Consider the following 25590-nt stretch of genomic DNA (forward strand, 5'->3'; position numbering starts at 1 on the left):
ATTCCAGGTTATCGGCGAATCTTCAGGAACGGGCGTGTTCCCCGAGAATTCGGGCTTCATCGAGCACCGCGCGGATCGCCGCCCGCACGCTCCACTCGCGAATCTGCGCCCGGTCACCGTGCGCATGCACCGCGATCGAGCGGTCACCACGGACGCTACTGATCCCGATGAAGACGGTCCCCACCGCAGTTCCGGTCTGCGGATCCGGTGTGGGGCCGGCCACCCCCGTGGTCGAGACACCAATCTGCGCCTCGCCCGCCGCGGTGGTTCCGATCCGCCGGGCCCCGCGCGCCATCTGCTCGGCTACCCGCGGATCCACCGGCCCGAATTCGGCCATCAGCGCCGCGTCGACACCGAGCACACGGTGCTTAAGCTCGGTGTCATAGGCGACCACTCCCCCGCGCAACACCGCCGAGGCCCCGGGAACCGAGACGATCGAGGCGAGCACCAGGCCGCCGGTCAGGGACTCGGCAACCGCGATGCTGTAGCCACACGCAACCACGGCGGCCAGTTCGGATGCACGCAGCTCCACGGGCCATTCTGCCCCGCGTTCAGTCTCCTGAGCCGCGCCACCCTCGGGCATCGGCCTCGGTTCCTGGGACGATCCCGCCGGAGCGACCTGCGGCGACGTCATCGGCGGGCGCGTCCGCGAATCTCGGTGATGACGTAATCGATGCCGCTGGCAATGGTGAGGATCACGGCGATAGTCATCGTGATGATATTCACCACGTTGACCCAGTCGCCCAGCAGCATCGGGAAGGGCAGCAGTGCCAGCGAGATCGCGACCGCCTGGGCCACGGTCTTGAGCTTGCCCATCCAGGCGGCGGCAACCACGTGGTCGCTGACAACGATCATCCGGTGCACGGTGATCCCGATCTCACGCACCAGCACGATCACGGTTACCCACACCGGCAGCTCACCGATGATCGAGAGGGCCACCAGTGCGCCACCGGTGAGGACCTTATCGGCGATCGGATCCAGGAGCTTGCCCAGATCGGTCACCTGACCGGTGCGCCGAGCGATGGCCCCGTCGATGCCGTCGGTCGCGATGGCAAAGATAAACAGTCCCGCGGCCCACCAGCGCAGCGGCCCATCCGCGCCGTCATCCGCCAGCACCCACCAGATAAAGAGGGGGGCCAGCAGGATGCGGAACACGGTGATCGCGTTGGGCAGGTTCCAGTTGGAGGGCACGGTGGCCGGTGTGGGTGTGGTCATGTCAGTCTCGTCCCGTCAGTCCCCAGGCGTCTTCGCCGTCTTCGTCATCGGCGTTGACCACCGGATACCCCTCGAACTGCTTCTCGACCGGGTCATCCGCGTAGCGATCATCCACGGCGGGTGCCGCGGCGGTATGGGTGGGGGCATCGTCATCCACCGGGCCCGGCAGCGGCAGGCCGACCGGAGCCGCGGCGGCCGGAGCGGCGGGTGCTGCGGGAGCCACCGGCGCGGCAGCGGCCGCGGGCGGCGGAGTCTCCCCGCGCAGCAGCGCCAGGGTTCCGGGCAGCTGCTCGGCGGTTACCAGGACGTCGCGGGCCTTGGATCCCTCCGAGGGTCCCACGATGTCACGGGACTCCATCAGGTCCATCAGGCGACCGGCCTTGGCGAAGCCCACGCGGAGCTTGCGCTGCAGCATCGAGGTCGAACCAAACTGGGTACCGACCACGAGGGTGACGGCCTCACACAGCAGCTCGAGGTCGTCGCCGATATCCGCGTCGACCTCCTTCTTCTCGATCACAGCCTCGACGTCCTTGCGGTAGTCGGGACGCGCCTGGGCGGTGACGTGGTGCACCACCTTTTCGATCTCGTCCTCGTTGACCCAGGCACCCTGGACCCGCAGCGCCTTGGAGGCACCCATCGGCATGAACAGGGCGTCACCCTGGCCGATGAGCTTATCGGCACCGGGCTGGTCGAGGATCACGCGGGAGTCGGTCACCGAGGTCACCGCAAAGGCGAGACGCGAGGGCACGTTGGCCTTAATCAGACCGGTCACCACGTCCACCGACGGACGCTGGGTCGCCAACACCAGGTGGATACCGGAGGCACGCGCCAGCTGGGTGATCCGCACGATCGAGTCTTCCACGTCGCGCGGGGCCACCATCATCAGGTCGGCGAGCTCGTCCACCACCACCAGGAGGTACGGGTAGGGCTTGAGCACACGCTCGGACCCGGCGGGCAGCACGATCTCGCCGCCGAGGACCGCGCGGTTGAAGTCGTCGATGTGGCGGAAGCCGAAGCTTGCCAGATCGTCGTAGCGCATGTCCATTTCCTTGACGACCCACTGCAGCGCCTCGGCGGCCTTCTTGGCGTTGGTGATGATCGGGGTGATCAGGTGCGGGATGCCCGCATAGGGCGCCAGCTCCACGCGCTTGGGGTCGATCAGGACCATCCGGACCTCCTGCGGTGTGGCGCGCATCAGGAGGCTGGTGATCATCGAGTTCACAAACGAGGACTTACCCGAACCGGTGGATCCGGCCACCAGCAGGTGGGGCATCTTGGCGAGGTTCGCCACCACAAACCCACCGCCGACATCCTTGCCCACGCCGATGGTCATCGGGTGGGTGGCCTTGACGTTCACCGGGGAGCGCAGCACGTCGCCGAGGGAGACGATCTCGCGGTCGGTGTTGGGGATCTCCACACCAATTGCCGACTTGCCGGGAATCGGGGCGAGGATGCGCACCTCGTTGGAGGCCACCGCATAGGCGATATTGTTCTGCAACGCGGTGATCCGCTCAACCTTGACGCCGGGCCCCACCTCGATCTCGTACTGGGTCACCGTCGGGCCACGGCTAAAGCCGGTGACCTTGGCATCCACCTTGAACTGGGCGAACACCTCGGTGATCGCCGCGACAATCGCATCGTTGGCGGCCGAGCGCGCCTTGGGCGGGGTTCCCGCCGAGAGTGCCTGGGCCGAGGGCAGCTGATAGGGACCACTCTGGACATCGGGGATACCGCCGCGGGCGAGTTCCCCGGTATCCGAGCCGTCTCGGAGGGCAACCGAGGTGAGGTCCGGCAGGATTTCGGTCTGGTCGGTCGCATCGTCCTCGCGCAGCCCGCTCGAAGCACCGGCGGCGGCATAGCCGTCCAGGGCGGCCTCGGCGGCGGCGAGGTGGGCGATGGCCTCGGTCTGACCGGCGGTGTTATCGGGGACCGGTGCCACAACCTCGGGCTCCAGCGCGCTGTCAAAGCCACCGCGGGTGGTGCCGCCCAGCAGCTCGGTGAGCGCATCGGAATCGGCGGGGGCACTGGTCTCGGGGGCCTCCTCGCGCTTGGAGGAGTTGCGACGCCACCAGGGCAGCATGTTGGGATCGGCGATCGGATCGTCCTCGATGTCCGAGTCGCCGGCGGCTGAGGCCGAGGCGGTCGAGGCGTCGGCCTTCGCGCGCGGCTCGGTGTGCACATCGGCACCAAACAGCCAGCCGTAGAGTTCCTTGAGTCGCGAACCGATGCGGTTCGGCGGGGTCTTGGTGATGATCAGCAGGCTGAGCGCCAGGACCAGCGAGAGCAAAATGCCCGAGCCGATCGGGGTCAGCAGGAAGGTCAGCGGACCGCCGATCATCCAGCCGATCAGGCCACCGGCCGCCGCCAGGGCGGGCAGGCCCTGGCTGGGATCGGGCAGCGAGGAGAAGGTGTGGCAGAGCCCGGTCACGGAGATCAGCGCGATGGACAGGCCGATGCCGATACGTCCGTTATCGTGCACCGAGCTGGGATTGCGGAACAGCCACAGCGCCAGCAGGATCAGGATCACCGGCATCGCGAAGGCCACCTGGCCCACCAGGCCGCCAAAGCTCCACGCGTTGAGGTTCTGGGCCACGGGGTTGTTCACGCCAAACCAGACCACCGCGGCACCGATCACCGCGAGCAGGAAGAACAGGAACGGCACGCCATCCCGGCGCTCCTCGGGCTCCAGCTTTTCGCTGCCAAAGGCACGGAAGGCACCGCCAACAACGTGCGCAAGCGCCATCCAGGCCACCGCGATCGGGTTGCGGGAGGACTCGGCGGGGAAGGCCACGGTGGGCGTCTGCGCGGTCTTGGACGCGCGCGAGGGCGTGACCTTGGTGGTCGCGGTCGCGGGTTTTGCCGCCGCACCCTTGCCAGATTTGGCCGAGGCGCCGGCGGAGGTGCGCGCACCACCGCTCCGCGCGGTGGCCGACGTGGGGGTCGACTTCTTGCGCGGTCCGGTGGGTGTGGAACGGGTAGCCATGTTCTCTACGGTACTGCGCCCCACCGATTTTTTCCGGGATTGACGCGGAAATCCGCGGAATCACGCGGCGTTTCTTGCCGGGTGACCCGCGGATTTCGACGGGGAAATATCGGTGTAGCGGCGCTAGTAGCGCAGGGCGTCGATCACCTTCACCCGGGTCGCGATGATCGCCGGAATGAGACCGGCCAGCGCCCCGACGATGGTCGCCGCGACCATGCCGGTCACCGCGGCCCCCACCGGGAAGGCCGGAGCCCCGGTGCCCACCGCGCCGCCGGTAAAGATCCCGTAGACGGCGGGGATGCGCATGATCAGGATCGCGATCATCACCCCGACAAATCCGGCCACCACCGTGGCGACCACGCTCTCCATCATGACCGAGAAGAACACCCGGCCGGTGCTCGCCCCGAATGAGCGGCGCACGCCGATCTCGCGCACCCGCTGGCGCACCGAGACGATCGCGATGTTCACCAGCCCCAGGGCACCGAGGATCAGGATAATCGCGCCGATCCCCAGCGAGAGCAGGCGGAAAACCACCGTGGGATCCTGGCTGGGGTCCATCCCACCCTGGTTGTTGTTATACACATTCACGCTGAAATCGGTGCCCAGGGCGGAACTCATCGACTGCTCGATGCGCTTGCCCAGCTCCTCACCGATGTCCTGCGGCACCCACATCTGATACCGAATACCGCTCGCCGTACTCACCACATCCGTCTCCGACGCCACCTGGCGATAGGAGGATGTCAGCATCATGGCCTCGGGCATCATGCCCTCGAAGAGCGGACCGTCATACACACCGATGATCACCAGGCGCGCATTGCCCAGCCCCGGGCTCACGATGGTCGGGTGGGTTCGCAGGTCCGGGCTCCCGAGCGCCTGATGGAACGAGCGGCTCACCACGATCGCCGGTGCCAGCCGTTGGGAATCCCCGGGGGCGAACCAGCTGCCCTCGAGTATGCGTGTGTGCCGCATCGTTGCGTACGGCTGATCAACGATTTGCAGGCTCACCTCCTGCGCACCATCGCTGAATCGCATGCGTGCGGTGGCGTTGGCCTCACGAGTGGCATAGCTCACGCCCGATCGATCCATCACCGCAAACCACGCGTCTTCGATCTGTTCTACCTGATCGAGGCGCAACTCCCCCTTGGGCATCGCGTTGAGATCCAGGGTGGTGGGACGCCCCATATAGGTTTCCATCTGTTCAACCACCGTGCGCTGGGCGACGTCGGCAAAGGCCATCGACACCGTCAGCGCGGTAACCGCCGCCGCAACCCCCACCAGGGAGAGCAGGACCCGCCCACGGTGGACACGAACCTCCTGGGCGGCATCGGAGAAAGCTCCGACGATGCCCGCAAAAAAGCCGTTCATGCGTTCTCCTCCGTGGCCTGGGGTGCGCCGGGTGCTGCCGAGAGGGCCGGCGCCGTGGGAGGATCCGGGAGTACCGGTGCGGCGGGAACCGGAACCGGCACCAGGGTTTCCGAACGCAGCACACCGTAATCCAGGCGGAAGTGGCGGTCACTGCGCTCGGCGATGGCCGCGTCATGGGTGATGGTCACCAGTGATGCACCGTCCTCGCGGACGATCTCATCCATCAGGGCCATGACACTGTTTCCGGTTTCCAAATCCAGGGCACCGGTGGGCTCATCCGCGAGGATCAGCCGCGGGCGACGAACCAGCGCGCGGGCGATGGCGACGCGCTGCTGCTCACCACCGGACAGGCTGCCGGGCAGCGAGGCGAGTCGATGCCCGAGACCCACCCGCTCCAGCATTTCCGAGGCGATGCGGGTGCGCCGCCAAAACTCGGTTCCGTGCGAGTACATCAGCGGCATCAACACGTTTTCCAGGGCCGTGCGTCCCTCCAGCAGGTTGAACTGCTGAAACACGAAACCCACGTTGTCCCCGCGCAGCCGGTCCCGGCGACGCTGCGACAAACGGGACACATCCGCCCCGTCAAAGTGCAGGATTCCGGTTGTCGGATTGTCCAGCAGACCGAGGATGTTCAGCAGGGTGGACTTTCCCGATCCGGAACGTCCCACAATCGAGACCCGCTCCCCCGGGTTAACCGTGAGGCTCACATCGTGCAGGATCGGCAGGACCGTATCATCGGGCAGGCGCACCGCACGGGTGACCCGCTCCAGGTGCAGAAGACTCACTATCCCTCCTGCACGGAGGAGCAGACAACGCTACCATCGGGCTGTTCAATGCACTCCTCGCCGCCGCCGTTGCCACCACCCGGGTTGGTGGGGTCCTCCACCGGAATGAACTCCAGCACGCTGTCACCCTCGGCGAGTCCCTCGGTGATCTGAACCTGACGTCCATCGTTGAGACCCAGCTTGACGTCACGCTTTTCCTGGGTGCCATCGGCGGTTACGACCCAGACGGAGCCCCCCTGAGAGCTGCCCTTGACAGCGGTGACCGGCAGCAGCAGTGCGTTCTCGGCGGATCCGCCGGGCAGCATCAGCTTGCCGCCGAGACCGGCGAAGACGCGTACGTCACCGGGCACCGCGCAGCGCACGGTGGGACCGCCGGGGGTCGCACCCGAACCCGGGTTGTCCGGGGTGCTCGACTGTCCCTCCAGCGGGGTGATGATGCGCAGGGCGGTGCAGGTGAACTCATCCGGTCCACCGGTTACCGAGACGCGGGCCTCGGTGGGCTCCTCGGTCAGTCGGAACCGCTGTGCGGGCTCGATCGTCGCGGTCACCGAGAAGGTGTCCGGCGCAACCTGGGCAACGGGATCTCCAATCGCGACAGCCTGACCCACCACCATCGGCAGCGAGCTCACGGTGCCCGCGGCGGGTGCGGTGACCTGGGCGGTGCGGTACTTGGCGGCAGGCGTGGTTGTGGTGGTGTTGCCCTCCGCGTCGGTGCGGACGATCGGCTCCTGCTCGATCTCCTTCCGCAGCGTCGCGATGACCGCGCCGGCGGTAACCCGCGCACCCTCCTTGACGTGAAGTTCGGCCACCTCGCCCACCAGGGTCGCCTTGGCGGCCACCGCGGGGTCGGCCACCACGGTGGCTGCCAGCTCGATCTGGTTGGCAATGTTCCCGGTGGTCACGCTGACAACCTGATCGTCGATGTTGCCGGTGGGCACCACAGCCTCGTTTCCGGCCTCCTGATCGGGGAAGAACGCGACCTTCACCAGGGCGATCGCGATCACCGCAAAGATGACAATTCTCAGGCTCGGAAAAATCCAACGGCGCCAAACGCCCATGGCAACTCCTCATAGATATGCCCCACACACCTGCGGGGAGACGGCCAGGCTTAATCTACGCGGCCGGTCTTTCCCCCATGGCATACCTGGTATTCATTGTCGAAAATAGCAGTGTCGCGCAGCGGATACGCAACGCCGCGCTGTCGCAATGGGACCCCCAAAACGCGGCACGGGCGGGTATTCTCCGCAGAGAATACCCGCCCGTGGCGAGAAAGCCGGTGTTACTTCGCCGAACCGGCGTCGACCACCAGCGGGACGATCATCGGTCGACGACGCAGCGAGGTTGCGACCCAGCGCCCGGTCGTGCGGCGCACGATCTGGCTCAGGGCGTGCGTGTCGCGGGTACCGTTGGAGAGGGCATCGTTGAGCGCCTGAACCAGCTTGGGACGCACCTTGTCGAAGACGCGGGCGTCCTCGGCGAATCCGCGAGCGGAGATCTGCGGTCCGGAAAGGATCTTTCCGTTCTTCAGGTCCACGGCCACCACGATGGAGATGAAGCCCTCCTCGCCGAGCACGCGACGGTCATGCAGGTCGTCCTCGGTGATCTCGCCGACGGTCTTGCCGTCCACGTAGACAAACTTGAGGTCGAGCTGGCCGACCACCCGGGCGACTCCGTCGCGCAGGTCAACGACCGTGCCATCCTCACCGAGGATGGTGTTCTTCTCGGGCACACCGGTCTGGTTGGCCAGCTTGCCGTTGGCAAACAGGTGACGGTGCTCACCGTGAACGGGCAGCACGTTCTTGGGCTTGAGGATGTTGTAGCAGTACAGCAGCTCCCCGGCCGAGGCGTGACCCGAGACGTGCACGCGGGCGTTGCCCTTGTGGACGACGTTGGCACCGAGCTTGGTCAGCCCGTCGATGATGCGGTAGACGGCGTTCTCGTTACCCGGGATCAGGCTCGAGGCCAGGATCACGGTGTCGCCCTCGCGCGGCTCGACCTGGTGGTCACGGTTGACCATGCGGCTGAGGACGGCCATCGGCTCGCCCTGCGAACCGGTGGACATGAAGACGATCTTGTTGTCCGGCACGCCGGCGGTCTTCTTGAAGTCGATCAGCACGCCATCCGGCACCTTGAGGTAACCGAGCTCGGCGGCGATGGTCATGTTACGCACCATCGAGCGACCCAGCAGAGCGACGCGACGGCCATTCTGGTGTGCGGCATCCAGAACCTGCTGCACGCGGTGCACATGGCTCGAGAAGCTGGCCACAACCACCTTGCCGGGGGTCTTGGCCATGACCGAGGCGAGGACCGGACCGATCTCGCGCTCGGGCGAGGTGAAACCGGGAACCTCGGCGTTGGTGGAGTCGGGCAGGAACAGGTCCACACCCTCCTCACCCAGACGAGCGAAGGCACGGAGGTCGGTGATGCGGCCATCCAGCGGCAGCTGGTCCATCTTGAAGTCACCGGTCACCAGGACGTTACCGGCGACGGTGCGGATGAAGACCGCGAGGGCGTCGGGAATCGAGTGGTTGACCGCGACAAACTCCAGGCCGAACGGACCCAGCTTCTCGGTCTCACCCTCCTTGACGGTCAGGGTGTAGGGCTTGATCCGGTGTTCCTTGAGCTTCGCCTCAACCAGGGCGAGGGTCAGGCCGGAGCCGATCAGCGGGATGTCCTGACGCAGACGCAGCAGGTAGGGGACGGCACCGATGTGGTCCTCGTGGCCGTGGGTGAGCACAACGCCCACCACGTCCTGAAGACGGTCCTTGATCGGGCCAAAATCGGGCAGGATGACGTCAACACCGGGCTGGTGCTCCTCGGGGAAGAGCACGCCACAGTCGACGATCAGAAGCTTGCCATCGATTTCGAAGGTGGTCATGTTGCGACCGACCTCACCAAGTCCGCCGATCGGGGTGACCCGCAGGGTCCCCTTCTTGAGCTTCGGCGGGGTGTAGGCGGTTACGGGCATACGCCCTCCTTATCGGGCAGCGGTGTTATTCCGCGGCCATGTTGTGTATTGCGATGCAGTGCAGCTTGGCGAACTAGCGCGTCGTGCCGTGCACCTTCGGGAGTGCGCCACCGGCCGCAGCATTACGGTCGGGGCGGAAGTTGCTCAGGTCAACACCGGGAATGGTGCCCACCAGAGCGAGGTCGTCTTCGATCTTGGCGGCCTCGAAGTCTTCGGGGCCCACCAGGGGCAGGCGGACGCGGGCGCTGTCGATGCGTCCGAGTCCCTGCAGGATGTACTTGGCCGCAACGGTGCCGGGCACGTGGGTCATCACGGCGCGCACGAGCGGTTCCAGGCTCTTGTGTGCGGCGGTTGCGGTGGCCAGGTCGCCGGCGTTGACGGCATCGACGATCTGACGGTAGGGGGTGGCGGCGATGTTCGCGGTCACACCGATCAGGCCCGAGGCGCCGATCGAGAGGTGCGGCAGCGCGTTGGCATCGTCTCCGGAGAAGTAGAGCAGGTCGGTCTGGTTCAGTACCCGGCTGACCTCGGAGAAGTCGCCCTTGGCGTCCTTGACGGCGAGGATGTTGGGGTGCTTGGCGGCCCGCAGGATCGTGTCATAGGTGATCTGGATGCCGGTACGGCCGGGAATGTCGTACAGGATAACCGGGAGGTCGGTGGCGTCGGCGATCATCCGGAAGTGGGTGAGCACACCGGCCTGGGTGGGCTTGTTGTAGTACGGGGTCACGATCATGACACCGTCTGCGCCGGCCTTCTCGCTGGCCTTGTAGAGCTCGATCGCGTGGGCGGTCTCGTTGGAGCCACCACCGGTGATGATCTTCGCGCGGCCGTTCGATACCGAGCGGGCAACCTCCACCAGGCGCAGCTTCTCGGCGTCGGTCAGCGTGGAGGTCTCCCCCGTGGTGCCGGTGACCACGATGCCGTCGGCACCCGCGGTGATCACATCGTCGATGTGCTTTTCGACACCGGGCCAGTCGACCTCACCGTCTGCGGTGAACGGGGTGACGAGCGCGACGAGGACCTGACCGAAGGGGTTTTCAACGTTAGACACCCCTCCAGAGTACCGGCAACTGGGCGCTGTATGCACCATTGGCGACATACGTCGGCACGAATTACTCAGCTAGCGGGCGGACACGCAGATGCTACTCATCCCCAACAGCACGTGGTCGTAGAGCTGCTGGGCGCGCAGGTTCTGGCCGATTCCCACGTTCGAGCGCACACCGTAGAGATGATCCACCTTGAAGACGTGCAGGTTGTGCCCGGCGGCATTCCACACCTGGCCCACCTTGACCAGGGCCAGCGCATTGGCCCGCAGATTATCGGCACCGGCGCTCAGGGTGTCGGAGTTCCAGACGTAGCTGACGCCCTTGCCCTCGGCACAGGACACCGTCTGGATATCGGGTTTCGGATCCGCCGCCGGATCCACGGCCCGGGCGCTGGACTGCACCAGATCGGCAAACCGGGTATGCAGGTCATCGGGATCGATTCCCGGAACCAGGGTGCCATCGGCAACCTGCGCCTCGTCATAGTGCCGCTCGGTTCCCGGCTTGGACTGAGCCTCGCTGAGCACACTGGAGCGCGAGCCCGAGATGTTTTCCGGGTCTGCGGACGGGGCGGGTGTGGATTGTTCGTCGTAGACCCCCGGCGCGCTTCCCGCCGAGAACATGGCCGGGGCACTCTGGCGCGCGGAGGGTTCGGTGTGGAAGCTCAGCGGAACGATGATCAGCGCCAGCAGGGCCGACATCACCAGGAATGCCGCGGTTCCGGCGGTCCGGCGGGCCAGCAGCGCCAGCAGGGCGGCCACCAGCACGATCAGCGCCAGCATTCGCACCGGGCTCAGATCTATCAGCGGCACCGTCGCGGGCGTCGTGTCGATCAGATCCAGACCCACCAGCTCGCGCGTGGCCACCCGTTGGAATCCAACCCAGGCGGCCGCCCCACAGAGCAGCGCCAGGAAGATCAGGGTGCCCGAGGCGAAGGTGCGCACCGCGAGACCGGGGACCGCGCCACGACGATCACGCCCGGCGAGAATCCCCGCCCAGGCAAACAGTCCCACAAACAGGAAGGGCGCGATCGCGTACCCGGGTGTCAGCAGCAGGAATGCATAAAACGACATCGGTGCGGCGAGCGTGGTGCACAGCAGGGCCGCCACCAGGAGGGCAACCAGAACCAGGATCGAACGTCCGGCAATGCGCCGCGTGGCGGTGTCGGGAAGCCGGGTCGCGCGGCGATAGGCCAGACCCACGAGGGTCCAGATCACCACGGCGATGACCAGCGAGACGATCGCCCGCCGGCTCGGATGTCCCGCCCCCACGGTGGTGACCACCGGAAGCACCAGGTACGGGGTGGAGACGGCCAGACCGAGCGCGAGCGTGGTCAGCGGCACCAGCGGAGTGAACCCGCCGCGGCGGCGTTCCACGCTGCGCGCACCCCATACGCTGATGATGGCCCCCAGCACGGTCGCGGGGATCAACACGATGGTGTTCCCGGCGTTATCGGGGAAGGGGGCGTTGGGCTCCACCAGGAAGAGGTCGAGTCCAATCAGCGCGCCCGCGAGGACCACCGCGGCGAGTGCGGCAATTGCCGCCGCACGCAGGGCTACTTCACGGTCGAATCGGGCAAGTTCACGCGGATCCGGCACGAGATCGAGGGGGCCCGATCCGGTGTCCCCGGGGGTCGCGCGAGAGGCGAAACCGGGGGCGGAGATCTCGGGCATGAACACTAGGGTAACCCCGGCGCCTGGATGCTAGCCGGGACATTCCCGTACGTTCAGCGTGCGGGGAATTCGCTAGCCGGCGAGCAGCGTAAACAGGCGAATCACGCCGGGCACAATCACGATCACACCGAGCACAATGGCGATGATGCTGGTGCGCCCACGCAGACGCCGTCCGGCCGGGGCGACCTGGTTGTTGCCGGCTCCCGACTGACCATACCCCTGGGCGGTCTGGCCGTACCCGGCAACGGGCTGGGGATACCCCGGGGTGGGTTGTGAGTATCCCTGGGTGGGTTGCGAATATCCCGGGGCAGGTTGTGAGTATCCCTGGGTGGGTTGCGAATATCCCGGGGCAGGTTGTGAGTATCCCTGGGTGGGTTGCGAATATCCCGGGGCAGGTTGTGAGTATCCCTGGGTGGGTTGCGGATACCCCGGGGTGGGTTGTGAGTATCCCTGGGCGGGTTGCGGATACCCCGGTGCGGACAGGCCGAAGCCGGGTGCCGGCGGCGGACCGGGCTGTGCGGCGGCGGGCGGCACGTACCCCGGCACGGGTCCGGGCTGCGGGCCGGGCACGCGCGGGTCCTGATAACGGGCGGTCTGACGCGCGGTCTGGCTGCCGACGGTGTCCATCACCTGCCACATGCGCACAAACGGGCTGCGGTCACCCTGAACGAATGTGGCCGCCGAATAGATGAACATCAGGTCATCGATGATCTCCACATCAAACGAAGCCGCGTTGTCGATCAGCAGGGCCATCACGTCCGGCGTGAGGATCTGCAAGACGTCCCGCTCATAGCCCACCGGGCCGTACAGCGTGAAGTAGCGATCAAAATCCCCCTCCAGGGAGAGCCGCTGACTCGAGTTTGGTGTGTAGGGCAGGTTGGAGAAGCCCAGTTTGTTGTTGGCATGAGCATCAAGCACGATGTGCGGAAGACGGCGATCCAGCTGGAACACCATGTAGCCCCAGGTACTCCAGAGTTCGTTGCGCCCGGCAGGGCTCCCCGCTCGGCTCAACCCCGGGTTGACGTACTGGTTCCCAAACTTGAATCGGAAGTTGCCGATATCGAAGTAGCGCTGGCCGGGGAGCGCATGCACCCGGTCGAAGGCCACGCGGTCGTAACCGGTGTTGAAGATCATGCCCGGATAGTTGATGTTGTTGGTGGCCGGGGTGTAGCCAAACCCGTTGTCCCGGGCAAAGGTGAACATCCGAATGGGGTTGTTATCCCCGCGATTACGCATCGCACGAAACAGAGCCCAGAGTCCCCAGACGAAACCCACCGAGATCACCAGCTGGATGAAGAAGCCGACCCACCGGCCGCCCACGTTCTCGCCGCTCATCGTCCCCAGCATGATGCCGAGCAGCGGCATCAGAAGCAGGGCCCCCAGCCCGGCGGCGATTCCAAAGATCGCCACATTATCCGAGGCCTTGGCGAAGTAACGAATATTGTAGGTGCGCTTGAGATAGTCCCGGAACTTGACCTTGTCGCGCACGGAGGGCTGCCAGCTCAGGGCAGCATAGTTTCGGCCGAACGGATCGGTGTGGGGCATGCTCATATCGCAAGGCTAACCCGAGATACGCACTCGTGCGGTCATATTTCGGGGGCCTGTCGTATTCACTGTCCCCACACCGAATTGATACCGATCGCTAGGTTGTGGTGGTCGGGGTGCCCTCGCCGGTTGCCCAGGTGAAGAGCAGTCCGTCGCCATTCAGGAGATCATCGCCCAGGGCTCGGGCCTGGTAGATCACCGGATTGTGGGAGGACAGCACGCGGGCGTTGCGCCAGTGCCGGTCCAGGTTTCGCTCACGCGCAGTGGCCGAGGCACCACCCACCTCAAACAGTGCGGTGGTTGCACGCAGCACCAGGTCGGGGACCTGGAGCTGGGCACGAACCGCAGCGGTCTCGGCGGCTCGGATGGCCCGGGTGGACTCCCGGACAGACTCGGGCGTGAGCTCGGGGGCGGTCGCCGTACCGCGGGCAGCCTCGAGCTGGGCCAGATCCGACGCCTCCCCCACCACCGCGGCCGCCGCGAGCACCGCCGATTCGGCGGCGAACACCAGGCCGGAGATCTGCCCGATTACCTGCTGTACCAGCGGATCTTCGCGGGCGCTGGTGCCCACCCCCTGGCTGTAGACGCGGGTACGGGAGGCGACGAAGTCCCGGGCATCCCGCAGGGCTGCCCGGCCCACCCCGGCGATGCTCGCCAGCAGCACGAGTTCCAAGAATCCGGTGATGTGGCTGGGGGTCGACGCGTGGGCCACATCGATATGCTCGGGATCGATCGTCACGTCCGTGAACACCGTGGTCCCGCTCCCGGTGAGGCGCTGGCCGAACCCGTCCCAGTCGTCGCGGCGATCCACACCCACGGCGTCGGCGGCAACCGTGACCGAAACCTGCTCGCCGGTTTCGGCGTCGGTCGCGGTCACCAGGATCCAGTCGGCATAGATCGAGCCGGTGCTGTAGTGCTTGGTGCCGTCCAGCCGTGCCCGCCCGTTCTCGCGGCTCAGGGCCGTCTGATAGGTGCCCACCGCGGCGGCGGAGCGCTCGTGGGTCGCGTTCCCAAACATCGCGCCGCCGGCGATCTGTCGCAGCCAGAACTCGCGGCGCTCGCCGGGTTCGCGCACCAGCCAGGATTCCACCGTGGTGAAGTGAGCACGCAGCAGCTGGGGCAGGTTGGAATCGGCCTCGGCGAGCGCGATCAGCAGCTCGAAGAACTCCACCGTGGTGGCCCCCAGCCCGCCGAACTCCACGGGGACCTGAACCGCCAGGAACCCCGTTTCCCGCAGCCACTCGACCTGGTCGAACGGCAGGGTGCGCTCGGCCTCGCGGGTCGCCGACTCGGCGGCGATCCGGGCGAACACCGGTGCGAAACGCGCGTGCAGGTCGCGCCGATGTTCCGCGGCGGCCAGGCGCGCGGCCGCATGCTCGATACTCACTATTTGTCCCCGAAGGCACCGCGGTAGGCGGCGGCGGGGTGGGTGTCCGGCAGCTGGCTTCCCTGGCCCGGGAACAGGCGCTCGCGCAGGGTGTGCTCGGTGTACTCGGTGCGGTAACGGCCGCGCTTTTGCAGCTCGGGGACCAGCAGCTCAACCACGTCGGTGAAGGTTCCCGGGGAGAGGTACTGCACCAGGTTGAACCCGTCCACGCCGGTGACCTCGGCGATCTCCTCGATCCGGTCGGCAACCTGCTCCACGGTGCCCGAGACGAAGAATTCGTCGCCGCGGGGATCGTTGAGCTTGTCGATCACCGAGGTGGCACCGTTGGCCTTGGCGTCACGGGTGTGCTCGGCCTCGGCGGACTCGATGTGTCCGCGTCCCTTATATTCGAGCTTTTCGTTGTTGGCCACGGCCGAGAAGTCGATGCCGGTGCCCCCGCCGAGGTGCACCAGGTACCCGTGCACGTCGCGCAGTGCCAGCACCTCCTCGGTTTTGCGCTTGGCCTCGGCCTCGGTTTCGCCCAGCACGATGTTGATCGAGGCGAGCGCCTTGATCGCGTCGCGTCCCCGGCCCACCTGCTCGGTCAGCTCGCGCAGGTCGGCCACGTTCTTGGCGACCTCGGCGAGCGTGCGCGAGGACACAAACACACCCTCGGCATTGTTGGCGGCAAACAGCTTGCCGGCGCCGGAGGATCCGGCCTGGTAGATCACCGGGGTGCCCTGCGGGCTCGGCTCGGACAGGTGCGGACCATCCACGGTGAAGTACTTGCCCACGTGGCCGATCTCGTGGACCCCGCGCGGGTTGGTGTAGACCGCCCGCTCGCGATCGCGGATGACCGCATCCCGGTCCCAGGAACCCTCCCACAGCTTGTAGGACACGTCGAGGAATTCCTCGGCCACCTCGTAGCGCACGTCGTGGGTGACCTGCTCGCTCAGCCCGAAGTTCTTGGCCGCATCGGGCAGATACCCGGTGACCACGTTCCAGGCCAGGCGGCCCTTGGTCAGGTGGTCGAGGGTCGAGAGGCGGCGGGCGTTGGCAAAGGGCGACTCATAGGTGGTCGCGAAGGTCACCGCGAAGCCCAGGTCCCTGGTAGCCGCGGCCATGGCCGGCACGATCAGGTAGGGATCGTTATTGGGGATCTGGATGCCGCGCTCAACCGCCGCATCCCGGCTTCCGCGGTACACGTTATAGGTGCCCACCACGTCGGCGATGAACATCGCATCAAACAGGCCGCGCTCAAGCAGCTGGGCGGTCTCAACCCAGTACTCGATGTCGGTGTACTCGTGACGGCGGTTGTCGGGGTGCACCCAGAGACCGTGATTGATGTGGCTCACGGTGTTCATTTCGAAGGCGTTAAAGTGCAGCTGCTTGGACATAGAAAAGCTTCCTTGCGGGGATCGGGGATCTAGCGGGTGTGCGGGGGCAGGCTCGGAACGGAGGCGAGCAGGGTCTGCGTGTAGGTCTGTCGGGGGTTTGTGAAGACCTCGTGGGCGCTGCCGGTTTCGACCACTTCGCCGTCACTCAGAACCAGAACCCGATCACTCACGTGGTGGATCACACCCAGATCGTGACTGATGAACAGGTAGCTCAGCCCGAAAGCCGTCTGCAGATCGGCGAGCAGGTCGAGGACCTGCGCCTGGATCGAGACGTCGAGCGCCGAGACCGGCTCATCGAGCACCAGGATACGCGGTTCCAGGGCGAGAGCGCGAGCAATCGCCACGCGCTGCCGCTGCCCACCGGAGAGCGTGAGCGGATGCCGGTCGAGCACGGCCGAGGCCAGGCCCACCTGCTCGGCCAGCTCGGCGATGCGCGCCGGATGACCAGCCCGGTCGGTTCCGGCGGCCCGCAACGCATCACGCAGGATCTTCTGCACGGTGAAGCGCGGGTCAAAGGAGCTCAGCGGATCCTGATGCACCACCTGGATCTCGCGGCGGAACGGTGCCCGTTCGCGCTCGCTCAGTCCGGTCCAGGCGTGGCCGCCAATCGAGACGGTGCCCGCCGTGGGTTCGGTGAGGCCCAGCGCGATCCGCGCGGTGGTGGACTTACCCGATCCCGACTCCCCCACGATGCCCAGGGTCGTGCCGGTTTCCAGGGTGAAGGAGACGTTGTTGACCACGGTGCGGGTGGTCCCGTCGGGCCCGGTGTAGTCCTTGCGCAGGCCCACGGCCTCGATGGCCGGGGCGTTCGGGTCGAGCTTCGCCGCCCGCTCGGTCCGCGCGATCGCGCTCACCGGGGCCGCGGCGGAAAGCCGGGTGCCCTTGGCATGGGCGCGTGGGACCGCGGCGAGCAGCGCCTTGGTGTACGCGTGTTGCGGATCGCCGAACACCTGCTCCACGGGTCCGGATTCGACGATCCGCCCCTCCTTCATGACCGCCACCTCATCGGCCACGGCCGAGACCACGGCGAGGTCGTGGGAGATCAGCAGGACCCCGGCGCCGTCGGCCTTGAGCGAGGCGAGCAGGTCGAGAATCTGCGCCTGCACGGTCGCATCCAGCGCGGTGGTGGGCTCGTCTGCGATGATCAGTTCGGGATTCAGCGCGGTGGCCTGAGCAATCAGCGCACGCTGACGCAGGCCGCCGGAGAGCTCCCCCGAACGCTGCCGGGCGCGCAGTTTGGGCTCGGGAACCCCGGCGCGGGTCAGCGCCTCGATCACCCGGGCATGCCGCTCGGCCTTGTCGCCGAAACGGTGCAGCTTGAGCAGCTCCTCGATTTCGGCCCCGACCGTGCGAAGCGGGTCGAGGGACACCAGCGCATCCTGCAGCACAAACCCCACGTGCTTGCCACGGATCCCGCGCCACTGCTTATCGTTCAGCTTGCGCACGTCGCGGCCGAGAATCTCGCGTCGGTCGGCGAGCACCCGGGCACCGTCGCCACTGAGGCCCAGCAGGCTGCGCGCGGTCACCGTTTTGCCCGAGCCGGATTCGCCCACCAGCGCGAGGCTGCGTCCGCGATCCAGGCTCAGCGAAACATCGTGCACCACGTCCACGCGTCCGCGGCCCACCGCGAAGGAGATGTTCAGGTTCTCGACCCGCAGTAGCGGGGAGGCCGCGGGGGTCTCGGCCGGGATATCGGTCGGGGCCAGGATCTGAGTCATCGAGTTACTCCGTCGGTCCGGCGCTGAATGTAGCGTCCCAGTACGGTGGTGACCAGGGCGGTCACGGTGATCGCGAGGCCCGGGAACACGGCGATCCACCAGGCCAGCTGAATGAAGTTCCGACCGTCGGCCAGCATGGTTCCCCACTCAGCGGCGGGCGGCGCGGCCCCTAGCCCGAGGAAGCTCAGCGCCGAAGCCCAGACGATCGCCTGGCCCACGCCGAGGGTCGCCAGGATCAGCAGCGGGCGCACCACGTTGGGCACAATCGTGTGCCACAGCCGATGCCGGGGTCCCCAGCCCAGCGCCAGGCTGGCTTCCAGATAGCCGGATCCGGCCACCTTGACCGTCTGGACCCGCAGGATCCGCGCGTAGCCCGGCGCGGTGCCGATCCCCACCGCAAACACCAGCGTGGTCACGCCGGTCCCGGCAATCGCGATAAACAGCAGCGCCAGTAGCAGGCTCGGGAAGGCGTAGAGAACCTCGATGACCCGGCTGATCACCGCGTCGGTGCGCGGGCCGGACAGGGCCGCGGTAATTCCCAGTAGGCCACCGATGATCAGGCCCACCAGGGTCGCCCCGACGCCCACCACGAGTGACTGGCGGGTGCCCTCGATGATGCGGGAGAAGATGTCACGGCCGGACTGGTCGGTCCCAAACAGGTGCTGCGGGCTCGGCGGCAGCAGACCCGCCTGCGGATCCACGCCGAAGGGATCGTGGCTCTGCAGCAGGCTCGGCCAGATCGCCGCGAGCAGGATGAACGCGAGGATCACCGCTGCAACGATCGCGGTGATCGGGGTGCGCGTCAGCTCACCGAGGAATCGGTTCCGCGAACGCGCGGTCACCGGGACGCTGAGGACACTCATGCTGCGGCTCGCTTTCGAATCAGGCGCGGGTCCACCACGCGCACCAGGAGTTCCACCAGGATGTTGACCACCACGTAGACCAGCGCGATGAAAAACACCACGGCCAGGACCACCGGGGTATCGCGGGCGACGATCGCATCCACCAGGGAGCGTCCGAGTCCCTGCCGGGAGAAGATGACCTCGGCGACCACGGCACCGCTGATCAGCGAGCCGACGGCCCAGCCCGAGAGTTCCAGGCCCGGCAGCAGGGCGTGGCGCAGCGCGTGCCGGATCCGCACCCCGGTGGTGCTGGCGCCGCGGGCGCGGGCCGAGAGGACAAAGGGCTGATCCAGCGCCTCGGCGAACGAGGATCGGGTGACCTGGGCGAGGAACCCGGCGAGTGGAATCGCCAGGGCGAGGGCCGGCAGCACCAGCGCCCGCAGGTCGGCGTTCCCGGCGACCGGGAACCAGCCCAGGGTGAAGGAGAAGACCACCAGCAGGATGATGCCGATCCAGAACGGTGGGATCGCCGCAAACAGCACCTCCACCGCGTTACCGATCGCGTCGGCCACCCGCCCGCGGCGCACCGTGAGCAGGGTCAGTGCGAGCGAGATCAGCCAGGCCAGCGCAACCGAGGCGAGGGTCAGCTGGAGGGTGGGCCACACCTGGGGGCCCAGATAGTCGAGCACCGGGCGCTTGAAGATATAGGAGGTGCCGAGGTCGCCCCGGAAGACGCCGGCCAGATAGTTGAGGTACTGCTGATACACCGGCAGGTCCAGGCCGTACTGGGCGCGTACCGCGGCGACGGTGGCGTCGCTCGGGGCAGCCCCTCCCCCGCCGAGGATCGCCAGCACCGGGTCACCCGGCACCAGCTTCAGGGCGAAGTAGGTGAGGGTGACCACGGCAAACAGGACGACGATGGCCCCGAGCAGCTGGGCACCGATTCGCCAGACCAGGTTCGGACGTGCGGCGCTGCCCGAGGCGGGCCGGATCGATTCCGCGACCGGGGTCCGCGCTTCTCGAATGCCCGCTCCGGTGTCCACGGTGTCCGCAGCGTCCGGGACCGGCGAAACGGTGCCGGACACTACTTCGCCACTGCCTGGGCGTCGTAGAGGTAGGGCAGCTTGAGCGAGGGCTCAACATCCACGTGTGTGACCCGATCCTTGCGGCTGGCCAGCTGGGTGCTCTGGTTGTAGAGCGAGAGGCTGATCGCCGCATCGTCGATGATCTTCTGCGCCTTGTTGTACAGCTCGGCGCGGGTGGTGTCATCCGAGGTGGCCAGGGCCTGATCCAGGATGCTGTCGAGGTCCGGGTTGGCATAGCCTGCACCGTTGGGCACAAATCCTGCCGATTCGCGGGCCGCGCTGGAGAACACGATCCGCAGCACATCGGCGGTGTTGGTGTTCCAGTAGTTCACCCGCAGGTCGTAGTCGAAGGTGTTGTTGCGCTTATTCGAGGTGGCATCATCCACGTTTTCGATCTTGACCTCGATGCCCGCCTTCTTCTCATTGGCCTGAATCTGGGTCAGCAGTTCCACCGTGGCGGCGGGCCAGCTGGTCGGGGTCAGCGGGAGGATTGCGGTCAGGCGGGTGCCGTTCTTGGTGCGGTATCCGGCGGAGTCGCGCTCGGTCCAGCCGGCCTGATCCAGCAGATCGCTGGCTTTTTTCAGATCGAACGCATAGGTCTTCTCATAGTCCTTGTCATAGAACCGGGTGACCGAGCTCAGCGGACCACCGGCGTAGGAGGCAGTTCCCAGGAACGCGCTCTTGACGCTGGCCTCGGTGTTGGAGGCGGTGAGGAATGCGCGGCGCACGGCCTCATCGTTGAACGGGGCGCGGGTGGTGTTGAGCTGGAGCGAGGTCGGGTTGCCGGGACGGTCGGTCAGGCTCAGTGCAAGCGAGCTATCGGCCTTGGCCTCGGCGAAGTTCTCCGGCGGCAGGAAATCGATGATGTCGGCCTCGCCGGTGCGCAGTGCCCCGTAGCGGGTGGCGTTTTCGGGAATGATCTTCCAGGTGATGTTCGCGATCTTCGCCGGACCCTTATTCTTGGCAAACGGCGGCGGGCTGTTGTACCCGTCGTTGCGCACCAGCTTAACCTCCTGCTGCGGGGTGTAGCCCACAATCTTGAAGGGTCCGGAACCCACCGGTGAGGCGCAGTTCTCCGCCTGCGGACGGGCCAGAGCGGTAGGCGATTCGATCCCGAGGAAGGGCTGGGCCAGCACCTCGAGGAACGCCTGATAGGGCTTGTTCAGGGTCACCACGGCGGTGGTCGGGTTTTCCACGTCGGTCTTGACATACTGACGCAGGTAGCCCCCGGCGGTGCCGGACTGGGTGGCCGGGTTGACCATGTGGTCGAGGTTCGCCTTGACCGCGGCCGCATCAAACGGGGTGCCGTCGGTGAACTTCACATCATCACGCAGGTGGAAGGTCCAGGTCAGACCATCGGCGCTGGTCTCCCAGCTCGTGGCGAGCCACGGGTGAATCGCGCCCTTATCGTCCTGAGCCACCAGGGAGTCGAGGTACTGGGCGGCAATCGAGGCCTGAGGCATGTCGCCTCCCACGTGTGGGTCCAGGCAGGTGATGTCCTTGCCGGTTGCGTAGGTGATCGAGCCGCCGTCGACCGGCGCGGCATCGCTCGGAGCCGAGCAGCCGGTCAGGGCCAGCGCCGACACCGCGATCAGCGCGGGCAGGGCGAGGAGGGTGGTACGTCGAGACATCGGGATACTTTCTGGGGATGAGGGTGTTCCAGGGCGTCGCGAAGGGGGCGCGGCAGGGTGCACAAATCAGCGGTTTCGCGGTGTGTTCACGCGAGCGACTGGGTGGTGCAGCGCAGAGCCCGGGGAGGGGCGGTGCTGCGACGGCGGTGGGGAAACCGCAGAGACGGGTGCCCGGAGCAGACTCGGGACGATGGAGCGGGGCGATCCCGCTACGGCATCAATGCCGGGCGACAGAGGCGCGGCAGCGCTCGTGCTGGCATCAGGTTCTGCGGGGTCATAGCGTTACGGTAGCAGCCCCTCGCCCGGGGGTCATGATGGCATGACGCCGTATGACGCAGCGTTGCTATCGATGACGTTATCCACCCGGTGTGGCGGCCGCGGGATGCTAGGTCAGCAGCATCAGGGTGACCAGCACGGCGGCCACAATCAGCATCGCGATCAGGCTCCAGGTCCGTGCCACGCGCAGCCTCCGACCGGGCAGATCCACCAGGCCCGCGGCGGGTACCGTGCTGCGCTCATCCCGATAGTGTGCGCCCTGCGCGGCCGCGGGCACGGCAACCGTGTCGCCCACGTCGAGCAAACGCTCCAGGATGTGGGCATCCAGCGGTCGGGTCGCATAGACAAACAGGTAGTCGTCGATGATCTCCACATCAAACGGGGCCGCATGATCAATCAGCAGAGCCATGAGATCCGGGGTGAGAAGCTGCAGCGCATCCCGCTCATAGGCGCGCGGGCAGTACAGCGTGAAGTGACGATCAAAATCGCCCTCCAGTGAGAGGATCTGATCGCGGGCCAGGGACAGTGGCAGCGTGGTACCCAGCCGATTATTCGCCCGGGCATCCAGCACGATATGGGGCAGGTGTGCGCTCAGCCGCACGGCGAGGAAGGCCCAGTGGTGAATCCGCGCGCTGCGTCCGGTGCCGGTGGTGAACCGCAGATTGGCGAGTTCAAAATAGCGTTGTCCGCGGCCGGCCAGCAGCCGGTCCGAGGCCACCACACCGGTGCCTTCGGTAAACGGCATGCCCGGAAGGCGCGGGTTGAGGCTCGCCGGCGCGGTGCCCAGATCGTTGTCCCGGGCGAAACGACGTAGTTGCAGCGCAACGGTCAGGGCTCGGCGGGTGTTTCGGTTCAGCAGCAGGAGAACCAGGGTGAGCCCCAGCACGATGGTCAGAAAAAACCCCGCCTGGATCAGCGTCAACGCCGGGTCGTGCTCGCCGCGCAACAACGCGGCCACCGGTCGCGCCACCGTGAGCACAAAAACCACGGCCACCGGGATCGCCAGCAGGATGCCCAATCGTCGTTTCATTCCGCGCGAGACGGCCAGCGGATGCGGCCCCTCGGCACCGGCCGTCAGTGCGCGGGAAAACTCGGCCCGGTCGCCCCGCGTGGGGCACCACTCAAACGCACCAAAATCACGTGGCGAAGACTCGGGCGTGCTCATGCCGATACCCTAGCGTGTTTCCGCGCGGCGTCGCCGGGACGCGTCCGCCACCGACCCGCGCGTGTGCGCCGAGAGCGATACCTGTATGTGCGCCACCGAGGATGCCCACGTTCGCGCCACCGGCGGTGCCCACAGACACAAGCGACCCCCGGGCCAGGGCCCGGGGGTCGCACACATCGTCACCGATTACGGGGCGACGCGGCCGTTCTTGTTGAACGCCTCATAGGTGAGCGGCATGAGCTCGGCGAAGAAGTTCTCCATCTGCTCGGCACACATCTCGATCTCGCGCTGCGGGAACGAGGGGAAGTGGGTGCCCTCACGCTTGGTGCGCAGGCTGAGGAAGTTCATCAGCGAGCGCGCGTTGACGGTCACATACATCGAGGAGTACAGGTTCAGCGGCAGCACGATCCGGGCAACCTCGCGGGCCACTCCGGCCTCCAGCATGCGCTGGTAGGACTCGTAGGCGGCGATCGACTGGGCCTCAGCCTCGGCCTGCACCAGCGCGGTCTGTTCGGGGGTACCGGGCAGGAAGTTGTAGGCGCCGGGCTTACCCTCCTGGACCAGGTTGCGCTTCTCGTTGGGCACGTAGAAGGTGGGGTTCAGCTGACGGTAGCGACCCGACTCTTCGTTATAGGAGGCCATGCGGTGACGCATGAACTCGCGGAACACGAAGATCGGTGCCTGCACGTAGAAGGTCATCGAGTTGTGCTCAAACGGGGAACCGTGACGGTCCCGCATGAGGTAGTTGATGAGACCGCGGTCGCGGCTCGTGGCCTCGTCACCGCTCTGGGCGGATTCGAGGGTCTGCTCACCCTGGGTGGACACCCGGGCGGCAAACAGGACATCGGCGTCACTGGCGTTTGAACGAACCAGTTCCACCGTCATTTCGCTGCGGAATTCGATCTCTGACACGGCTCCAGCCTATCGCGTGCGATCCACTTTGGGATCGAAGCAGGCGGGACTTCACCCTCGGATTGTCCCCTCCTTCGGGAAGTTTGACCGGCATCCAGCCGGCCCCCACATTTTTTGTCTCGGGCGCGGCGAGAACGGATGTGACATTTCACTCCGGACGGTCCCTGAAAAACGCCAGAAAGGAAGGTGCGTGCCCGCCGTGAACGCGTTAGGCTCGGCATACACGAGGCCTGCCGGGCATTCGGCTCGACGGCCACCATCAGCTACCTGTGGAGGACACCATGGCAATTACCAGCGAAGCAACCACCGTCTGGACCGGGTCCCTGTTTGAGGGTTCGGGCACCGTGAACCTGGATTCGTCCTCCGCGGCGAACCTTCCGGTGAACTGGAAGGCCCGTTCCGAGGGTTCGGACAAGGTCACCACCCCCGAAGAACTCATCGGCGCCGCCCACTCGGCCTGCTACTCGATGGCCTTCTCGAACATGCTCACCGAGGCCGGTTTTACCCCCGAGCGTCTGCACGTGACCGCCGCCGTCACCTTCGTCCCGGGCACCGGCATCACCGGCAGCCACCTGCTGGTCAACGCGACTGTGCCGGGTATCTCGGCCGAGGACTTCGACCGTATCGCCGCCGAGGCCAAGGCCGGCTGCCCGGTATCGGCTGCCCTGGCCGGTATCGAGATCACCCTCGAAGCAAGCCTGGCCTAGCCGGAAAGCGGGGTGTGAACATGAACATTCTGTTGGCCGGTGCCTCCGGTCTGATCGGTTCCGCCCTGCAGACACGGCTGCGCGCCGCCGGGCACTCCCTCCGGGTGCTCGTGCGGCGCGAGCCCGCCGCCGAGAACGAGGTGCGCTGGGATCCCGACGCGCACTTCCTGCCCGCCGATGCCCTGGATGGCATCGAAGCCGTGATCAACCTCGGTGGGGCCAGCATCGGCAAGCTCCCCTGGACCCCGAGCTATCAGCGCACCCTGCTCTCCTCCCGCCTCAACGGGACGCAGACCATCGTGCGCGCCATTCGTACCAGCACCGCTCCCCCGCGGATCCTGATCAACGCGTCCGCCTCGGGATTCTACGGATCCCGCCCCGGGATCGACCTGGATGAATCCAGCAGTGGCGGTACCGGATTCCTCGCCGAGCTGACCCAGCGCTGGGAGGCCGCCGCGCTGGAGGCCTCGGATCACTGCACCGTGGTGCTTGCTCGCACCGGCATCGTGCTGGATCCGGCCGGTGCCATCGGCCCCATGCTGACCCTCGCCAAGCTGGGCCTCGGCGGCCCGCTCGGCTCGGGCAAAAACCTGTGGCCCTGGGTGTCACTGGAGGACGAGGTGCGCGCACTGGAGTTCCTGCTGACCTCGACCCTGTCCGGCCCGGTCAACATCACCGGTCCGGTGCCGGCCACCTCCGGTGAGATCGGACGGGCGCTCGCCGAAAACCTGGGCCGTCCCTACTGGCTACCCGCCCCCGCGTTTGCGCTGCGCCTGCTGTTGCAGAACGCGGCCGAGGATCTGCTGCTGGTTGACCAGCACATCCGGCCCGCGGTCCTGCAGGGTGAGGGCTTCGAGTTCAGCTATCCCGATGCTGCCTCGGCGCTGAAGGTGGCGCTCAAGGCGGACTAGGGT

General features: G+C 66.6%; 20 protein-coding genes. 2 read left to right on the forward strand and 18 right to left on the reverse strand.

Features of this window, described 5'->3' with window-relative positions:
- Positions 1-22 precede the first annotated feature (22 nt).
- The 18 genes from D9V34_RS07725 to thyX form a co-directional block, all read right to left on the reverse strand.
- On the reverse strand, positions 23-583 hold the full coding sequence (locus D9V34_RS07725) for a CinA family protein (protein WP_121688246.1): 561 nt from the start codon (positions 581-583) through the stop codon (positions 23-25).
- Positions 584-630: 47 nt separating this feature from the next.
- The gene (pgsA, locus tag D9V34_RS07730; protein ID WP_121688247.1) at positions 631-1215 is read right to left on the reverse strand and encodes a CDP-diacylglycerol--glycerol-3-phosphate 3-phosphatidyltransferase; all 585 of its coding nucleotides are present in this window, start codon (positions 1213-1215) and stop codon (positions 631-633) included.
- A gap of 1 nt (position 1216) precedes the next feature.
- Entirely contained in the window at positions 1217-4198 is a 2982-nt protein-coding gene (locus tag D9V34_RS07735) for an FtsK/SpoIIIE family DNA translocase (RefSeq protein WP_121688248.1), read from the reverse strand.
- A gap of 123 nt (positions 4199-4321) precedes the next feature.
- Positions 4322-5563: an ABC transporter permease gene (locus D9V34_RS07740; RefSeq protein WP_121688249.1), complete on the reverse strand. Its 1242-nt coding sequence runs from the start codon at positions 5561-5563 to the stop codon at positions 4322-4324.
- Positions 5560-6348 carry an ABC transporter ATP-binding protein gene (locus D9V34_RS07745; protein ID WP_121688250.1) on the reverse strand — a complete coding sequence of 263 codons (789 nt, stop codon included), beginning with the start codon at positions 6346-6348 and terminating at the stop codon, positions 5560-5562. Before D9V34_RS07745 ends, D9V34_RS07740 begins: the two co-directional genes overlap by 4 nt.
- The gene (locus D9V34_RS07750) at positions 6348-7406 is read right to left on the reverse strand and encodes an efflux RND transporter periplasmic adaptor subunit (RefSeq protein ID WP_121688251.1); all 1059 of its coding nucleotides are present in this window, start codon (positions 7404-7406) and stop codon (positions 6348-6350) included. The genes D9V34_RS07745 and D9V34_RS07750 overlap by 1 nt, the downstream gene beginning before the upstream one ends.
- Positions 7407-7627: 221 nt before the next feature.
- Positions 7628-9316, reverse strand: coding sequence for a ribonuclease J (locus tag D9V34_RS07755; protein WP_121688252.1), 1689 nt, complete (start codon positions 9314-9316; stop codon positions 7628-7630).
- Positions 9317-9389: 73 nt separating this feature from the next.
- Positions 9390-10406 carry a 4-hydroxy-tetrahydrodipicolinate synthase gene (gene dapA, locus D9V34_RS07760; protein WP_396822325.1) on the reverse strand — a complete coding sequence of 339 codons (1017 nt, stop codon included), beginning with the start codon at positions 10404-10406 and terminating at the stop codon, positions 9390-9392.
- Positions 10407-10436: 30 nt separating this feature from the next.
- On the reverse strand, positions 10437-12032 hold the full coding sequence (locus D9V34_RS07765) for a hypothetical protein (RefSeq protein WP_147441649.1): 1596 nt from the start codon (positions 12030-12032) through the stop codon (positions 10437-10439).
- Between the two features lie 72 nt (positions 12033-12104).
- Positions 12105-13583: a hypothetical protein gene (locus tag D9V34_RS07770; protein WP_147441650.1), complete on the reverse strand. Its 1479-nt coding sequence runs from the start codon at positions 13581-13583 to the stop codon at positions 12105-12107.
- Between the two features lie 91 nt (positions 13584-13674).
- A complete protein-coding gene (locus tag D9V34_RS07775) occupies positions 13675-14964 on the reverse strand; it encodes an acyl-CoA dehydrogenase family protein (RefSeq protein WP_220700558.1) in 1290 nt (429 codons plus the stop codon).
- Complete coding sequence (locus D9V34_RS07780; protein WP_121688255.1) at positions 14964-16340, reverse strand: LLM class flavin-dependent oxidoreductase; 1377 nt, start codon at positions 16338-16340, stop codon at positions 14964-14966. Before D9V34_RS07780 ends, D9V34_RS07775 begins: the two co-directional genes overlap by 1 nt.
- Before the next feature lie 29 nt (positions 16341-16369).
- Positions 16370-18058 (reverse strand): dipeptide ABC transporter ATP-binding protein, encoded by a 1689-nt coding sequence (locus D9V34_RS07785; protein WP_121688256.1) that lies wholly within the window; start codon positions 18056-18058, stop codon positions 16370-16372.
- Positions 18055-18921: an ABC transporter permease gene (locus tag D9V34_RS07790; RefSeq protein WP_121688257.1), complete on the reverse strand. Its 867-nt coding sequence runs from the start codon at positions 18919-18921 to the stop codon at positions 18055-18057. The genes D9V34_RS07785 and D9V34_RS07790 overlap by 4 nt, the downstream gene beginning before the upstream one ends.
- Complete coding sequence (locus D9V34_RS07795; RefSeq protein WP_245991959.1) at positions 18918-19985, reverse strand: ABC transporter permease; 1068 nt, start codon at positions 19983-19985, stop codon at positions 18918-18920. The genes D9V34_RS07790 and D9V34_RS07795 overlap by 4 nt, the downstream gene beginning before the upstream one ends.
- Complete coding sequence (locus D9V34_RS07800; protein ID WP_121688258.1) at positions 19985-21616, reverse strand: ABC transporter substrate-binding protein; 1632 nt, start codon at positions 21614-21616, stop codon at positions 19985-19987. Before D9V34_RS07800 ends, D9V34_RS07795 begins: the two co-directional genes overlap by 1 nt.
- Positions 21617-22001: 385 nt before the next feature.
- On the reverse strand, positions 22002-23057 hold the full coding sequence (locus D9V34_RS07805) for a hypothetical protein (protein WP_147441651.1): 1056 nt from the start codon (positions 23055-23057) through the stop codon (positions 22002-22004).
- A gap of 186 nt (positions 23058-23243) precedes the next feature.
- Entirely contained in the window at positions 23244-23942 is a 699-nt protein-coding gene (gene thyX, locus D9V34_RS07810) for an FAD-dependent thymidylate synthase (protein WP_220700572.1), read from the reverse strand.
- Positions 23943-24250: 308 nt separating this feature from the next.
- Between thyX and D9V34_RS07815 the strand changes: the two genes are divergently transcribed.
- Both D9V34_RS07815 and D9V34_RS07820 read left to right on the forward strand, forming a co-directional pair.
- Positions 24251-24676 (forward strand): OsmC family protein, encoded by a 426-nt coding sequence (locus D9V34_RS07815; protein ID WP_121688261.1) that lies wholly within the window; start codon positions 24251-24253, stop codon positions 24674-24676.
- A 20-nt stretch (positions 24677-24696) separates the two neighbouring features.
- Positions 24697-25587 (forward strand): TIGR01777 family oxidoreductase, encoded by an 891-nt coding sequence (locus D9V34_RS07820; protein WP_121688502.1) that lies wholly within the window; start codon positions 24697-24699, stop codon positions 25585-25587.
- Positions 25588-25590: the final 3 nt, after the last annotated feature.

It is taken from the genome of Mycetocola lacteus, assembly GCF_003667575.1.
GTDB lineage: Bacteria > Actinomycetota > Actinomycetes > Actinomycetales > Microbacteriaceae > Mycetocola > Mycetocola lacteus.

What these genes read in the sequence shown, in the direction of transcription:
- D9V34_RS07765 (WP_147441649.1), bottom strand. Translation starts at nt 12,032, where the DNA reads ATGCCCGAGATCTCCGCCCCCGGTTTCGCCTCTCGCGCGACCCCCGGG.
- D9V34_RS07805 (WP_147441651.1), bottom strand. Translation starts at nt 23,057, where the DNA reads ATGAGCACGCCCGAGTCTTCGCCACGTGATTTTGGTGCGTTTGAGTGG.
- D9V34_RS07725 (WP_121688246.1), bottom strand. Translation starts at nt 583, where the DNA reads ATGCCCGAGGGTGGCGCGGCTCAGGAGACTGAACGCGGGGCAGAATGG.
- D9V34_RS07800 (WP_121688258.1), bottom strand. Translation starts at nt 21,616, where the DNA reads ATGTCTCGACGTACCACCCTCCTCGCCCTGCCCGCGCTGATCGCGGTG.
- D9V34_RS07785 (WP_121688256.1), bottom strand. Translation starts at nt 18,058, where the DNA reads ATGACTCAGATCCTGGCCCCGACCGATATCCCGGCCGAGACCCCCGCG.
- D9V34_RS07750 (WP_121688251.1), bottom strand. Translation starts at nt 7,406, where the DNA reads ATGGGCGTTTGGCGCCGTTGGATTTTTCCGAGCCTGAGAATTGTCATC.
- pgsA (WP_121688247.1), bottom strand. Translation starts at nt 1,215, where the DNA reads ATGACCACACCCACACCGGCCACCGTGCCCTCCAACTGGAACCTGCCC.
- D9V34_RS07815 (WP_121688261.1), top strand. Translation starts at nt 24,251, where the DNA reads ATGGCAATTACCAGCGAAGCAACCACCGTCTGGACCGGGTCCCTGTTT.
- dapA (WP_396822325.1), bottom strand. Translation starts at nt 10,406, where the DNA reads ATGGTGCATACAGCGCCCAGTTGCCGGTACTCTGGAGGGGTGTCTAAC.
- D9V34_RS07755 (WP_121688252.1), bottom strand. Translation starts at nt 9,316, where the DNA reads ATGCCCGTAACCGCCTACACCCCGCCGAAGCTCAAGAAGGGGACCCTG.
- D9V34_RS07820 (WP_121688502.1), top strand. Translation starts at nt 24,697, where the DNA reads ATGAACATTCTGTTGGCCGGTGCCTCCGGTCTGATCGGTTCCGCCCTG.
- D9V34_RS07735 (WP_121688248.1), bottom strand. Translation starts at nt 4,198, where the DNA reads ATGGCTACCCGTTCCACACCCACCGGACCGCGCAAGAAGTCGACCCCC.
- D9V34_RS07780 (WP_121688255.1), bottom strand. Translation starts at nt 16,340, where the DNA reads ATGTCCAAGCAGCTGCACTTTAACGCCTTCGAAATGAACACCGTGAGC.
- D9V34_RS07740 (WP_121688249.1), bottom strand. Translation starts at nt 5,563, where the DNA reads ATGAACGGCTTTTTTGCGGGCATCGTCGGAGCTTTCTCCGATGCCGCC.
- D9V34_RS07790 (WP_121688257.1), bottom strand. Translation starts at nt 18,921, where the DNA reads ATGAGTGTCCTCAGCGTCCCGGTGACCGCGCGTTCGCGGAACCGATTC.
- thyX (WP_220700572.1), bottom strand. Translation starts at nt 23,942, where the DNA reads ATGACGGTGGAACTGGTTCGTTCAAACGCCAGTGACGCCGATGTCCTG.
- D9V34_RS07770 (WP_147441650.1), bottom strand. Translation starts at nt 13,583, where the DNA reads ATGAGCATGCCCCACACCGATCCGTTCGGCCGAAACTATGCTGCCCTG.